The sequence below is a fragment of the Streptosporangium sp. NPDC087985 genome (genome assembly GCF_044741965.1).
In the GTDB taxonomy this organism is placed as follows: Bacteria; Actinomycetota; Actinomycetes; order Streptosporangiales; family Streptosporangiaceae; genus Streptosporangium.
In genome coordinates this window covers 76905-90550 of record NZ_JBIUTQ010000003.1, presented here as the reverse complement: position 1 = coordinate 90550, position 13646 = coordinate 76905, and the positions used below count along the sequence as shown (strand labels likewise).

Annotated in this window: 14 protein-coding genes; 3 read left to right on the top strand and 11 right to left on the bottom strand. The window is 68.9% G+C overall.

Annotated features, from left to right (window positions below; genetic code table 11):
- Positions 1-13: 13 nt before the first annotated feature.
- Positions 14-2116 carry an APC family permease gene (locus ACIN94_RS09280; protein WP_400701944.1) on the bottom strand — a complete coding sequence of 701 codons (2103 nt, stop codon included), beginning with the start codon at positions 2114-2116 and terminating at the stop codon, positions 14-16.
- Positions 2117-2231: 115 nt separating this feature from the next.
- Here ACIN94_RS09280 and ACIN94_RS09275 point away from each other — a divergent pair, with 115 nt between their 5' ends.
- Positions 2232-2897: a potassium channel family protein gene (locus tag ACIN94_RS09275; protein WP_400701941.1), complete on the top strand. Its 666-nt coding sequence runs from the start codon at positions 2232-2234 to the stop codon at positions 2895-2897.
- Entirely contained in the window at positions 2897-3568 is a 672-nt protein-coding gene (locus tag ACIN94_RS09270; RefSeq protein WP_400701938.1) for a potassium channel family protein, read from the top strand. The genes ACIN94_RS09275 and ACIN94_RS09270 overlap by 1 nt, the downstream gene beginning before the upstream one ends.
- Before the next feature lie 63 nt (positions 3569-3631).
- Here ACIN94_RS09270 and ACIN94_RS09265 read toward each other — a convergent pair whose 3' ends face one another.
- From ACIN94_RS09265 to valS, 7 genes are all read right to left on the bottom strand, one after another.
- Positions 3632-4327 (bottom strand): DUF3159 domain-containing protein, encoded by a 696-nt coding sequence (locus tag ACIN94_RS09265; protein ID WP_400701935.1) that lies wholly within the window; start codon positions 4325-4327, stop codon positions 3632-3634.
- Positions 4328-4330: 3 nt separating this feature from the next.
- Positions 4331-4648: an OB-fold nucleic acid binding domain-containing protein gene (locus ACIN94_RS09260; protein WP_221465571.1), complete on the bottom strand. Its 318-nt coding sequence runs from the start codon at positions 4646-4648 to the stop codon at positions 4331-4333.
- 123 nt (positions 4649-4771) lie between these two features.
- On the bottom strand, positions 4772-5473 hold the full coding sequence (locus ACIN94_RS09255) for a DUF3710 domain-containing protein (protein WP_400701932.1): 702 nt from the start codon (positions 5471-5473) through the stop codon (positions 4772-4774).
- Between the two features lie 45 nt (positions 5474-5518).
- On the bottom strand, positions 5519-5962 hold the full coding sequence (gene dut, locus ACIN94_RS09250; protein WP_400701929.1) for a dUTP diphosphatase: 444 nt from the start codon (positions 5960-5962) through the stop codon (positions 5519-5521).
- Positions 5959-6513: a PaaI family thioesterase gene (locus ACIN94_RS09245; RefSeq protein ID WP_400701926.1), complete on the bottom strand. Its 555-nt coding sequence runs from the start codon at positions 6511-6513 to the stop codon at positions 5959-5961. Before ACIN94_RS09245 ends, dut begins: the two co-directional genes overlap by 4 nt.
- A gap of 11 nt (positions 6514-6524) precedes the next feature.
- A complete protein-coding gene (locus tag ACIN94_RS09240) occupies positions 6525-7712 on the bottom strand; it encodes an AI-2E family transporter (protein WP_400701923.1) in 1188 nt (395 codons plus the stop codon).
- Positions 7713-8062: 350 nt separating this feature from the next.
- Complete coding sequence (valS, locus tag ACIN94_RS09235; protein WP_400701920.1) at positions 8063-10618, bottom strand: valine--tRNA ligase; 2556 nt, start codon at positions 10616-10618, stop codon at positions 8063-8065.
- 82 nt (positions 10619-10700) lie between these two features.
- Between valS and ACIN94_RS09230 the strand changes: the two genes are divergently transcribed.
- The gene (locus tag ACIN94_RS09230; protein WP_400701917.1) at positions 10701-10997 is read left to right on the top strand and encodes a DUF4235 domain-containing protein; all 297 of its coding nucleotides are present in this window, start codon (positions 10701-10703) and stop codon (positions 10995-10997) included.
- Between the two features lie 28 nt (positions 10998-11025).
- Here ACIN94_RS09230 and ACIN94_RS09225 read toward each other — a convergent pair whose 3' ends face one another.
- The 3 genes from ACIN94_RS09225 to ACIN94_RS09215 all read right to left on the bottom strand — a co-directional run bounded on the left by ACIN94_RS09225 (position 11026) and on the right by ACIN94_RS09215 (position 13644).
- Positions 11026-12399 carry a trehalose-6-phosphate synthase gene (locus ACIN94_RS09225; RefSeq protein ID WP_400701914.1) on the bottom strand — a complete coding sequence of 458 codons (1374 nt, stop codon included), beginning with the start codon at positions 12397-12399 and terminating at the stop codon, positions 11026-11028.
- A 53-nt stretch (positions 12400-12452) separates the two neighbouring features.
- Positions 12453-13259, bottom strand: coding sequence for a hypothetical protein (locus tag ACIN94_RS09220; protein ID WP_400701911.1), 807 nt, complete (start codon positions 13257-13259; stop codon positions 12453-12455).
- Positions 13260-13344: 85 nt separating this feature from the next.
- A complete protein-coding gene (locus ACIN94_RS09215; protein ID WP_012893211.1) occupies positions 13345-13644 on the bottom strand; it encodes a DUF4193 domain-containing protein in 300 nt (99 codons plus the stop codon).
- Between the last annotated feature and the right edge of the window lie 2 nt (positions 13645-13646).

The following is a 13646-nucleotide window of genomic DNA, read 5'->3' as shown; positions in this document are numbered from 1 at the left end:
TACATACAGAAGGTTATGCCTTGCCGTCCTCGCCTCGGGCCACCTCGTCATCGGCCACCACGTTCCGGACGGCGGCGTCGTGGCGCTCCTGGTTGCCGACCGTCTCGCGCCGCCGGCTGCGGACGGCGGTGGGAGCGTAGCGCTCAGGACGGCCTCTGAGGCGGTCGGAGGAGTGAAGCTGCCAGGGCACACTGGTGACCATCACGCCGGGCTGGAAGAGCAGGCGGCCCTTGAGCCGCAGCGCGCTCTGGTTGTGCAGGAGATGCTCCCACCAGTGGCCGACGACGTACTCCGGGATGTAGACGGTCACCACGTCGCGGGGCGAGCGGCGGCGCAGCGACTTGACGTACTCCAGGATCGGCCGGGTGATCTCGCGGTAGGGCGAGTCGAGCGTCTTCAGCGGCACCGGGATGCCCCGCTGTTCCCACTCCTCCTGCAGTGCCCGGGCCTCCGCACCCTCCACCCCCACGCTGATCGCCTCCAGCGTGGAGGGCCGGGTGGCGCGGGCGTAGGCGAGGGCGCGCAGGGTCGGCTTGTGAATCTTGGAGACCAGGACGATCGCGTGGTTGCGCGCGGGCAGTATCGACTCGTCCATCGGAGAGTCCTCGGGCAGGGCTAGTTCCTCTGCCACGTTCTCGTAGTGGCGGCGGATGGCCTTCATCACCAGGAACAGCACCGGCATGGCCACGCAGACGATCCACGCGCCGTGGATGAACTTGGTGAGCAGCACGACCACCAGCACCACGCCGGTCATGACGCCGCCGAAGAAGTTGATGACCCGCGAACGCTGCATCTGCGCCCGGACCGCAGGGGCGCTCTCGGTTCTCAGATGCCGGGTCCAGTGCCGGACCATACCGATCTGGCTCAGCGTGAACGACACGAAGACGCCCACGATGTAGAGGTTGAGCAGGCGGCTGACATCGGCCTGGAAGCCCCACAGCAGCAGGCAGGCGGCGGCGGCCAGGATGACGATGCCGTTGGAGAAGGCCAGCCGGTCGCCCCGGGTGTGCAGCTGGCGGGGCAGGAAACGGTCCTGGGCCAGGATGGAGCCGAGCACCGGGAAACCGTTGAAGGCGGTGTTGGCCGCGAGGAACAGGATCAGCGCGGTGACCGCGGCGATGACGAGGAAGAACAGGGACCCGTTGCCGAAGACCGCTTCGGAGATCTGGGCGATGATCGGCGGCTGGTAGTAGCCGGGCCCGGCCGGGTGGCCGTTGATGAGCACGTCGCGGGCGGCGAGGGCGGGATCGGCGAGCTTGACGCCGGAGGCCAGGCCGAGCGTGATGATGCCGGCGAACATCGTCACCGAGATCAGGCCCATCATCAGCAGCGTGTTAGCGGCGTTCTTGCTCTTGGGCTTGCGGAAGGCGGGCACGCCGTTACTGATCGCCTCGACGCCGGTGAGCGCGGCGCAGCCGGAGGAGAACGCCCGCAGGATCAGGAAGGCCGCCGCGAAGGACGCCAGGTTGGTCTGCTCGGTGACGATCTCGTAGCCGGCGGTGGGCGCGCGCAGTTCGTCGCCCAGCACGAGCAGCCGGAAGCCGCCCCACAGGATCATGCCGATGACCGCGAACATGAACGCGTAGGTGGGGATCGCGAAGGCCGCGCCGGATTCGCGGATGCCCCGGAGGTTGACCAGCATCAGCAGCACGACGATGGTGATCGCGACCAGCGGCTTGTGCTGGGCGACATAGGGGATCGTGGCGCCCACGTAGTCGACACCGTTGGCCACCGACACCGCGACGGTGAGGACGTAGTCGACCATGAGGGCGCTGGCGACGGTGAGACCGGCGCTCTGGCCCAGGTTGACCGTGGCCACCTCGTAGTCGCCGCCGCCGCTGGGATAGGCGTGCACGTTCTGCCGGTAGGACGCCACGACTGTGAGCATCACCACGATGACGCCGACCGCGACCCACGGCGCGAAGCCGTAGAACGAGACCCCGGCTATGGAGAGAATGACGAGGATCTCCTGCGGCGCGTAGGCCACCGAGGAGAGCGCGTCGCTCGCGAAGACGGGCAGGGCGATCCGCTTGGAGAGCAGTTGTTCGTGCAACTGCGTACTGCGCAGCGCACGCCCGATGAACAGGCGCTTGACGAGGTCCGTCACCTTTGACACGTCTGCCGATGCTAGTCCCCTCGACGCATCCCGCTGACATGGCACTCCCAGTGCGGGCCATACTGGCTAAGTACGTAGAGAACAAGATCCGCCTCAACGCGACCGGCGGGGGAGCATGCATATCGTGATCATGGGGTGTGGCCGGGTTGGTTCGACCCTGGCGCACATCCTGGAGGACAGCGGCCACTCGGTCGCGATCATCGACCGGGATCCGCAGGCGTTCCGCCGTCTGCGGGCCGGTTTCCGAGGTCGCCGGGTGACCGGGGTCGGCTTCGATCGGGACGTCCTAGAGGAGGCCGGCATCGAGTCGGCCAGCGCCTACGTGGCGGTGAGCAGCGGCGACAATTCCAACATCATCTCCGCCCGGGTCGCCCGCGAGACGTTCGGCGTCGACAACGTGGTGGCCCGCATCTACGACTCCCGGCGCGCCGAGGTCTACCAGAGACTGGGCATCCCCACCGTGGCCACGGTCCGCTGGACCGCCGACCAGATTCTGCGCCGGGTGCTGCCCGAGGGCACCGAGCCGCTGTGGCGCGACCCGACGGGATCCGTCGTGCTGGCCGAGGTGGCCTACCACGCCCGATGGATCGGCACCAGGATCAAGGACCTGGAGGAGGCCGCGGGCACGCGCGTGGCGTTCGTCAACCGTCTGGGCGAGACCCTGCTGCCCAAGAACGACTCCGTGGTGCAGGAAGGCGACGTCCTGCATGTCATGGCGGTCGAAAGTGACATGGACCGCATCAACAAGGTGCTGTCCGGTGCGCCGGAGGAGGGTCACTGATGCGCGTCACCATCGCGGGGGCCGGAGCGGTCGGCCGGTCCATCGCCGCCGAACTCCTGGAGAACGGCCACGAGGTCCTGCTCGTCGACATCGACCCCAGAGCCATCAAGATTGACACGGTGCCCCGGGCGGAGTGGCTGCTCGCCGACGCCTGCGAGATCTCCTCCCTGGACGAGGCGGGCCTGGCCGACTGCCACGTGGTCGTCGCCGCCAGCGGCGACGACAAGGTCAACCTCGTCGTGTCACTGCTGGCCAAGACGGAGTACGGCGTGCCGCGTGTGGTCGCCAGGATCAACCACCCCAAGAACGAGTGGCTGTTCAACGAGTCGTGGGGCGTGGACGTGGCCGTCTCGACCCCCCGTCTGCTGAGCGCCCTGGTCGAGGAGGCGGTGAGCGTCGGCGACCTGGTCCGGCTGATGACCTTCCGTCAGGGGCAGGCCAACCTGGTCGAGCTCACCCTGCCCGAGGACGCTCCGGTCGTCGGGCAGCGCGCCGGGTCGGTGCCGTGGCCGACCGACACCGCCCTGGTCGCGATCCTCCGCGAGGGGCGGGTGCTGGTGCCCACCGCGGACGATCCGCTGGAGGCCGGGGACGAGCTGATGTTCGTGGCCAGCCAGGAGGTCGAGGAGGAGCTGGCGCAGCTCCTGTCCGCGCACCGCTCCATCAGCTGACGGCGTGGCGGTCCCGTACGGCCTGCCTTACGAGACCGCCACGCCGTCAGACCCCCTGTGGTCTCAGGGCAGGGCGGCCGGCCGGATCGGGGTCCGCCCCCTGGCCAGCAGCCACACCATGGCGGCGAGGGCCGCGACCTGCAGCGGCCAGCCCATCACGATCTTGAGAATGCCCAGCTCGGCGACCGCGTCGTTACCGCCGATCAGATAGACGGGCAGCTGTACGGCCACCCGGACCACGCACGGGATCATCAGCATCCAGGTGAGCCGGGAACAGAGTCTCACCACCGCGGGGTCCGTGCGCCAGCCCGTCGGGTCACCGGTGACGGAACCGATCAGGAAGCCCACCACCGGCCACCGGGTGACGATCGACAGCAGCATCGCCGCCGAGTAGCCGGCGTTGTAGAGGATGCCGGGCAGGTAGACGTCCCGGGCATCGCCGGTACGGGAGGCGAAGAACGCGCCGATGCCGATGCCGATCAGGCTGTTGATGACGAACTGTGGCGTCGAGCGCTGCAGCAGCCGCACGGCCAGCAGCAGCACGGCGGCCGAGATGCTGACGATCAGGGACGTCTTCAGGTCTGAGGTGACGATCCACATCGCGGTGAAGACGATCGTGGGCACGGCGGCCTCAATGATGCCGCGCACCCCTCCGAAGGCCTTGGCGAGCTGGACGCGCATCGCCGCCTCCACCGTGTCGTGCGCGGCGGTCTCATCGGTGGTGGTCATGTTCTCGCTCACCGCTCTGTGGTCGTCCATCACTCACGCACCGCCCGCCGGCCGGAGTTCGTACCGGGGATTGAACATCACCTTGCGCCCGTCCTGCACGCTGACGAGGCCCTCGGCGAGCACCATCCGGCCCGGCTCGATTCCAGCGATCTTGCGGCGGCCCAGCCAGATCAGCTCGATCACATCCGAACCGTCGTAGAGCTCCGCTTCGAGCGCGGGGGCACCCCCGCGAGGCCTCAAGGTCACGGTCCGTAGCGTACCGGTAACACAGAACCGGCGGCGCCCGGCGCACGAGACGATGGGAGTGGCGCCGTGACGATCGAGGTCCTGCTGGAGTTCGGTGGCCTCCATCTCGGCCCGACTCGTCGTCAGCCGCTGGAAGAAGCCCCGAAATCCGCCCTGTTTATGCGGTTCCTGAGAACCCACGACCTCTCCTTCACATACGTGTCGAATCAGCGTACGCGATCCATCACGTCAGCGAATCTCCGCTATCTCCGGACCGCGCTGGAACGGGTTGAGGTCGGGCACGTCGCCTTCGGGCGCCTGCTGTTCCATCGCCTGTCTGGCCTCCGGCGGGAGCCGCAGTTCGATCGCCTCCTTGGGCGCCATCGGCTCGTCCCCTCGGACCACGACGATGTCACGGATGACGCTCTCCAGGGTCGCGGCGGCCCCGGCGTCCCGTGCGGCACGCCCGCTGATCACCGCACGGAGGAACCAGCGCGGGCCGTCGACACCGATGTAACGGACGGGCTGGGCAACGCCGTCGGCCGGGACCTCGGCGGCCAGCTCGACACCGAACGGCCCCTCCCGCTCCTCTGCGGTACCACCTGCGCTCTTGACCCCTTCGGCGAGCTCGTCGCGCACCTCGGCCCAGATGCCGTTGCGCTTGGGCGCCGCGAACGCGTGCACCTGAAGTGCGCTCTCGTCCGCCATGACCACCGCACCGACGATCTGGTCACCGGCCAGGTTGAGCTGCACCTCGAAACCGGGGTCGACCGGCAGGCGCATGCCACCGAGGTCGACCCGCTCCCGCTCGGAATACGGTTCGCCGGAGTCCCAGGGGCCGGACTCGCGTGCCGGGACCCGCTCGGCCTGCCCGGCCTGCTCGATCTCCTCGGCCTGCTCGATCTCCTCGGCTCTTGCCGGGGACTCCTCGCGACGGCGACGTCCGAACATTTTCCTCACGCTCCTTGAATTTTCGCTGGTCACTCACCGCTCCTGTCAACGGCCGGTGGAGCCGAACCCGCCGGCGCCTCGCGCCGATCCGGGCAACCGGTCCACCTCGTAGAACGCGGCTCTCTCCACCCGCTGGATCACGAGCTGCGCGATGCGATCCCCTCTGCGCAGCCGTAGCGCGTCCTTGGTGTCGGTGTTGAGCAGCGTCACTCTGATCTCGCCCCGGTAGCCCGCGTCAACGGTGCCGGGCGCGTTCACGATCGTCACCCCGTGCTTGGTGGCCAGACCAGAACGCGGGTGGACGAACGCGGCATACCCATCGGGCAGGGCGATCGCCACACCGGTGCCCACCATGACCCGCTCCCCGGGGAGCAGTTCGACGTCCTCGGCGGCGTAGAGGTCCGCGCCCGCGTCCCCCGGGTGGGCGTAGGACGGTAGCGGCAGCTCGGCGTCGAGCCGGTGGATCAGCACCTCAACGGGGTTGGTCACGGGTTCACCTCGTACTCGTGATGTTCGTCGATGATGGCCTGGGCATCCCCGTGCTTGGCGAAGTGCTCCATGCCTACCTCGATGAAGAGGGCGGCGGCCCGCACGGCGACCGGGCCGTCCGGGGAGCCGATCCGCCCCTCAGCCTCAAGGTACGCCTTCCGGCCGGATACTCCGGTACACCAGGCCCGCAGGTGAAGGGCCGTGCCGACCGGAACAGGCGCGAGATAGTCGGTCTCCAGCCGCCCGGTGACGTAGGGGCGCTGGAAAAGCCAGATGGACATGCCGATGACCTCGTCCATCGCCGCGGCCAGCACACCGCCGTGCGCGAGGCCCGGTGCGCCCTGGTGCGCCTCCCCCACGGTGAACTCGGCGGCCACTGTGATCCCGTCGGGGGTGGTGGCCTTCAGGTGCAGGCCGGTCAGGTGCTGGTCCCCGCAGCCGAAGCAGCGGCTGTAGTGAGAGCCGAGCGGGGTGCCGGGGGCGGGCGCACCGGGAAGCGGCTGCGGCCGGACCGCTCCCGGCGGAGGGGTTGTCACAGTGGAACGGGTCACGGAGCAGAACGTTACCCCGTGGGCTGCGATGATCCCTCATCCACCGGCTCATCGGGCTCGGGCCGCCCGGGCCGTTCGGACCCAGGCCTGGGCACCGGTCCGGACTGTTCGGACCCAGGCTCGGGCACCGGTCCGGACTGTTCGGACCCAGGCTCGGGCACCGGTCCGGGCCGTTCGGGCACCGGGAGAAGGGCGGGCCGGTCGCCTCTGAGCTCGGGCAGCGCCCGGTAGATCACGGCGGCCACCGGCACCGCCACCGCGGCCCCGGCGATGCCGGCCAGGATGCCTCCCACGGCCAGCACCAGAATGATCGCCAGCGGGTGGAAATTCAGCGCCCGGCCGACGATCATCGGCTGGAGCACGTGGTTCTCCAACTGCTGCTCCACCACCAGGATGCCGAGGAAGATCAGCGCGTAGATCGGGCCCTTGGCGCCGAGGGTGACCAGGGTGGCGACCGCGCCGGCGAAGAAGATGCCGACGAGGGGGATGAAGCTCGCCATGAAGATCAACACCGCCAGCGGCGCCCAGAGTGGCACCCCCATCCCGGCAAGCACGATGCCCATGATCACGCCGTGCACGGCGGCCACCGCCACGGTGCCCTGCACGTAGTGCGAGAGCGTCACCCAGGCGGCCCGCCCGGCCCGGTCGACGCGGGGCGCGGCCCCCCCGAATGCCTGCAGGAACCACGACCAGATCCGGTCACCATCCTTGAGCAGGAAGAACGTGATGAAGAACAGCAGCACGATCGAGGCCAGCACCTCCAGCGCCACCGTGGCGCCGGTGAGAACGGTCTGGGTGATCTGGTTACGCTGCGCGGTGACCTGCTTGGTGACCTCGTCGACCCACGCGGTGATCTGGTTCGGCTGCAGGTGCAGCGGCCCGGTGTAGAGCCAGTTCTCGATGGTCTTCGCGGTCGTCCGCACCTGCTCGACCAGCCGGGGGAACTCGTCGTTGGCCCGCAGCCCGATGAAGGAGCCGATACCCCCCAGCACTGCGAGCGCGATCAGCATGGTGGCCCAGGTGGCGTAGATCGGCCGCATGCCCCGGCTCCGCAGCCACCTCGTGACCGGGAACAGCAGCGCGGTCAGCAGCAGCGCGACGGCCACCGGCAGGACCACGATGTGGAGCATGGCGATGAACTGCGCGAAGTAGAAGACGGCCCAGCCGATGATGATCAGGCACAGGCTCCACGCGGCCACGCGGAGCAATGTGCGAGGGACCAGATGCGTCAGACGTTCCCGATCAGAGAGCACATTGTCAAGACTGTCACGCCGCGCCTGGGAGTGCGCATGGTTATCGGCCGGATGCCAGAAGGAGGGGTCCTGCCGGACCCCTCCTCCGGTGCTTCACGCGGTCCGGATCAGCGCTCCTGCGGCGGCCGGGAGATCACCCTGTCGTCGAGGTAGCAGCTGCAGCTACCGCAGCCTGGAGTCATGCCCTGTCCTCCCCTCACCTGTCGTGTTCCGACCGTACGGCAGGATCGCCCGACCGGGAGGACAGACTTATGTGCGGGTTGGCTTCCCCCACGACTGAAGCCGGGGGGCTCCGATCAGGCGAGGGCGACCTCCACCAGCAAGTCGCCCTCGCCGGGCTGGAGCACGAACTCCTCGATGACGCCCGCCCCGCACAGGTCGTCCTGCGCCTGCCGTACGAGATCGGCCTGGGCGCCGATGACGGTCAGCCGGGAGACCTCGCCGCGCATCGAGAGCCTGGCGTCGGACTTGGCCTTGCGCACCCGGCCGAGGACCGTGGCCACCACCGGGAGCAGCTCCGCCTCCCCGTCACGCCCGGAGGCCGTGGGCCAGGGCACCCGGTGCACCGAACCCTCGCGCCACCAGGACCAGACCTCTTCGGTGACGAACGGCAGAAACGGGGCGAACAGCCGGAGCATGACGTCCAGAGCCTCACGCAGCGCCGCGTGGGCCGAGCGCGCGGCCGCGCCGTCGCCGTAGGCCCTGGCCTTGACCAGCTCCAGGTAGTCGTCGCAGAACTCCCAGAAGAAACGCTCGGTCCGCTCCAGCGCGCGGGTGTAGTCGTAGGCCTCGAACGCCTCGGTGGCCTCGCGGACCACCTGCGACAGCCGGGCCAGCATCGACAGGTCGATCGGCTCGGTGACCTCACCGCCCTCCTCGCCCAGGCCCAGGACGAACCGGGAGGCGTTCAAGATCTTGATCGCCAGGCGGCGGCCGACCTTGATCTGGCCGGTGTCGAACGCGGTGTCGGTGCCCGGGCGGCCGTTGGCCGCCCAGTAGCGGACCGCGTCCGAGCCGTACTGTTCCAGCAGGCCGAGCGGGGTGACCACGTTCCCCACGGACTTGGACATCTTCTTGCGGTCCGGGTCGAGGATCCACCCGGAGATGGCGGCGTTGCGCCAGGGCAGGGTGCCCCGCTCCAGGTGCGCCCGTACCACGGTCGAGAACAGCCAGGTCCGGATGATCTCGTGGGCCTGCGGGCGCAGGTCCATCGGGAAGACCCGCTCGAACAGGTCCTCGTCCTGCTCCCAGCCTCCCGCGATCTGCGGGCTCAGCGAGGAGGTGGCCCAGGTGTCCATGACGTCCGGGTCGCCGGCGAAGCCTCCCGGCTTGCCACGCTGGTCCTCGGTGTAGCCGGGCGGCACGTCGGTGGAGGGGTCCATGGGCAGTGTCGACTCGTCCGGCAGGATCGGCGAGGAGCGGTCGGGCTCGCCCGCGCCGTCCAGCGGATACCACACCGGGATCGGCACGCCGAAGAACCGTTGCCGGGAGATCAGCCAGTCGCCCGCCAGGCCCTCCACCCAGTTGTCGTAGCGGACCTTCATGTGGGGCGGGTGCCAGGACAGCTCCTCACCGCGTGCCAGGAGCGCGTCCCTGAGCCGGCGGTCCCGTCCGCCGTTGCGGATGTACCACTGGCGGGTGGTGACGATCTCCAGGGGCCGATCGCCCTTCTCGTAGAACTTCACCGCGCGCTTCACCGGCCGCGGATCGCCTTCCAGGTCACCGGAACCGCGCAGCAGCTCCACGATCCGCTCACGGGCACCGTGCACGGTCCTGCCCGCCAGCTCGGCGTACGGCTCCGCGGGGACGCCCGCGGGCGCCTCGGGGAGCATCCGGCCGTCCCGGCCGATGACCGCCCGGGTGGGCAGGTCCAGTTCGCGCCACCAGGTGACGTCGGTGATGTCGCCGAAGGTACAGATCATCGCGATGCCGGAGCCCTTGTCCGGCTCCGCCAGGTGGTGGGCCAGCACCGGCACCTCGACACCGAACAGCGGCGTCCTGACCGTGGTGCCGAACAGCGGCTGGTAGCGCTCGTCGTCGGGGTGGGCGACCAGCGCCACGCAGGCGGGCACCAGTTCGGGACGGGTCGTCTCGATCCAGACTCGGTCGCCGAATCCCCTGGCCCGCTGCTCGGCCGAGAGCGTGAATCCGAGCCGGTGGAAGACGCCGGGCCATTCCCGGTCCTCCAGCTCGGCCTGGGCGACGGCCGTACGGAAGGTGACGTCCCACAGCGTGGGCGCCTCCGACACGTAGGCCTCGCCACGGGCCAGGTTGCGCAGGAACGCGCGCTGGGAGGCGGCGCGCGCGCCGCCGTCGATGGTGGCGTAGGTCAGCGACCAGTCCACCGACAGGCCCAGGCGGCGCCACAGCTCCTCGAACGCCTTCTCGTCCTCGATGGTGAGCCGCTCGCACAGCTCGATGAAGTTACGGCGGGAGATCGGTACCTGCCGCGGATCACCCCCGCGACCGCGGGGACGATGCTGTGCGGGCGGCTCGAATTGTGGATCGTAGGGGATGGAGGGATCGCAGCGCACGCCGAAGTGGTTCTGCACCCGGCGCTCGGTGGGCAGGCCGTTGTCGTCCCAGCCCATGGGGTAGAAGACCTCGCGTCCGCGCATGCGCTGGAACCGGGCGATCGTGTCGGTGTGGGTGTAGGAGAAGACATGGCCGACGTGCAGGGATCCGGAGACGGTCGGCGGCGGGGTGTCTATCGAGTAGATCTCGTCCCGTGTGCGCGACCTGTCGAAACGGTAGGTGCCCTCGGCCTCCCAGCGGGCTACCCATACGGCTTCCAGCCCGTCGAGAGTCGGTTTCTCGGGCAGGGGCGCATGGCGCGGTCGCTGTTGTGTCATGCCTCCCTATGGTATGGCTTCACGCGATGTCACGCTGGAGAGGACTAGTGTTCTGGTGCGGAGTAAAAAAGGGAGGACCCATATGGCCCACAAGACCGAGAAACAGGACATGGCCTGGCGGGCCATCGGGGGCATGGCGGGACTGGTCACGGCCTGGGCCACCAAGAAGGTCATCGGGTTCGCCTGGGAGAAGACGACCGGCAGGAAGCCGCCGGAGGACAACGAGTCGCTGGAAATCAGCCTCGGTGAGGCGATCGGCTACGCCGTGGTGATGGGAGTGGGCATGCAGGTCGCGCAGATCGTGGTTGCCCGCACCGCCCGGAAGCGTTACAACGCCTGGAAGGCCCTGAAGAGCTCTGCCGGGGACGCTCCTTCCTGACGGTGGGGCGTGGCCGTGCCGCCGGGAGTCAGGCCTCAAGAGCAGCGAGGAAGCCCTTCGCCCAGCGGTCCACGTCGTAGGTCGCCACCCGCCGGCGCAACGAGCGCATCCGGCGGGACAGATCGTGCGGCGTGGCCCGCATCGCGGTCAGCATCATCCGTTTGAGCCCGTCGATGTCGTAGGGGTTCACCATGAACGCCTGGCGCAGCTCGTCGGCCGCCCCGGCGAACTCGCTGAGCACCAGCGCGCCACGCAGGTCGTTGTGGCAGGCGATGTACTCCTTGGCGACCAGGTTCATCCCGTCGCGCAGCGGGGTCACCACCATCACGTCCGCGGCCAGGTAGAGCGAGGCCAGCTCTTCCCTGCCGTAGGACTGGTGCATGTACTGCACCGGCTGCAGGCCGAATTCGCCCTGCTCGCCGTTTATCCGGCCGACCTGCCGGTCGATCGAGTCGCGCAGCCGCCCGTATTCCTCGACCCGCTCCCGGCTCGGCGGCGCGATCTGCACGAACGCCGCCTCCCCTGCCTTGATCGAGCCTTCGCAGAGCAGTTCCTCGAACGCCTTCAGCCGCTGGGCGATGCCCTTGGTGTAGTCGAGGCGGTCCACGCCGAGCAGCATGCACTCGGGGTCGCCCAGCTCCGCGCGGATCTCCTTGGCCCGCTCGATGATGTGCGGCTCGCGGACCAGGGAGTCCAGCTCGCCGAAGTCCACCGAGATGGGGAACGCCCCGGCCCGGACGACCCGGCCATCCAAGTGGATCTCGTGCTTCTGATGCTGCAGGCCCAGTAGGAGGCGGCAGAGCCGGACGAAGTTGGACGCGCCGCCGGGGCGCTGGAACCCGACGAGGTCGGCGCCCAGGAGGCCCTCCACGATCTCCCTGCGCCAGGGGAGCTGCGAGAACAGCTCCACGGGCGGGAAGGGGATGTGCAGGAAGAAGCCGATCCGCAGGTCGGGGCGGAGTTTGCGCAGCATGGCCGGGACCAGCTGAAGCTGGTAGTCCTGGATCCACACGACCGCGTTCTCCGCGGCCGACTCGGCGGTGGCGCGGGCGAAGCGTTCGTTGACCGTCCGATAGGCCTCCCAGGTGACCCGCGAGTAGACGGGTGGGGCGACCACGTCATGGTAAAGGGGCCAGAGCGTGGCGTTGGAGAAGCCCTCGTAGTAAAGCTCCACCTCCGAGTCCGACAACGGCACGGGAATGAGGTGCATGCCGTCGTGGTCGAAGGGTTCGAGCCGCTCGTCGGGGGCGCCGTGCCAGCCGATCCAGGCGCCTTCCCTGCGCTGGAGGACGGGGGCGATCGCCGTGACCAGGCCTCCGGGGCTACGCCGCCAGGTGCCCTCCTCCGCCCGGTCGACGGGAAGGCGGTTAGCCACGATCAGAAACGGACTGCGGCCCTGCACAGATTCCTCCAGATAGTCGTCTTACCCGTAACGACTACCCAATCTGGGTGTTTCTATGACTTTCCAGGTGGAAGTGCCCTGTTAATCCTCAGGTCTGCCCGGATGAGGCCGGCGAGCTTCCGGGTGGCGATCCGGTTGAGCACCCCACCGGCCACAGCGCCGGTGAGGAAGGGACCGAGCGTGGTCATATTGCGCCCGAGAGTGCGCATCAGCCGGTTGCGCAGCGCGGTCTTGGTGGCGGTGCCCAGGGCGACGGTGACCGTGGCGGGGGACATGGGGTCGACCCCACGCTGCTTGGACCAGGCGGAGACGAAGGCCACGGCGCGCTGGGAGCCGGTGCCGGGCACCGGTATGCCGTAGACCTCGTGAAGCTCGGCGATGAGCTTGACCTCGATCGCGGCGACCACGATGGTCTCGGCCACGAGCTGGGCCGGGGCGGACAGCAGGAGGGGCGGGGCGGCGAACTCGGCCGCCGCGAGTGCTCCGCCGATGGCACCGACCGTCATGGTCGCCTTGGACGCGGTGCGCACCAGGTCGTCGGCCAGCGCCTCGGAGGTGAGATCGTTATGGTGGGCGGAGATGGTGGCGAGGTCCCGGATGGGGATTCGGGGAGCCACGGCCATGAACATGTCGGCCAGCCACCGGCCCCGGCCGATCCTGGAGTCCCTGGCCTTTCTGGCCCCGGCGGCCAGCTCCGTCGTCAGGCGGCCGAGCAGCCGTCGCCGCTCGGCGCCATCCATGTCCTCAGGCTCAGCGAGCCTGCCAACGATCTCAGCCATTTCCTGCTCCGGTGTGCCGGCCGCCCCCTTGGCCATGGAGCCGTCCGGCTGGACACCGGTCTTCTCGTTCTCTGACGGCATTGTCTCGGAACCTCCTCAAGGCTTGTCCTCGGGGCCCTACCCTTCCATCGGAGGGCACACCTCGGACAGGCCATCGGAACGATCGTCAGGCCGCGCACTCCCGACAGATCTGCTGGCCGTTCCTTTCAACGGCGAGCTGACTGCGGTGATGCACCAAGAAGCAACGCGCGCAGGTGAACTCGTCGGCCTGACGAGGAATCACCCGGAGCGAGAGCTCCTCGTTGGACAGGTCCGCACCCGGCAGTTCGAGCGACTCGGCGAGATCCGTCTCGTCGATGTCGATGCTGCCCGAGGACTTGTCGGTACGGCGGGCCTGCAGTTCCTGAAGACTGTCCTCGTTGAGGTCGTCATCGGTCTTGCGTGGGCTGTCGTAATCGGTAGCCATCG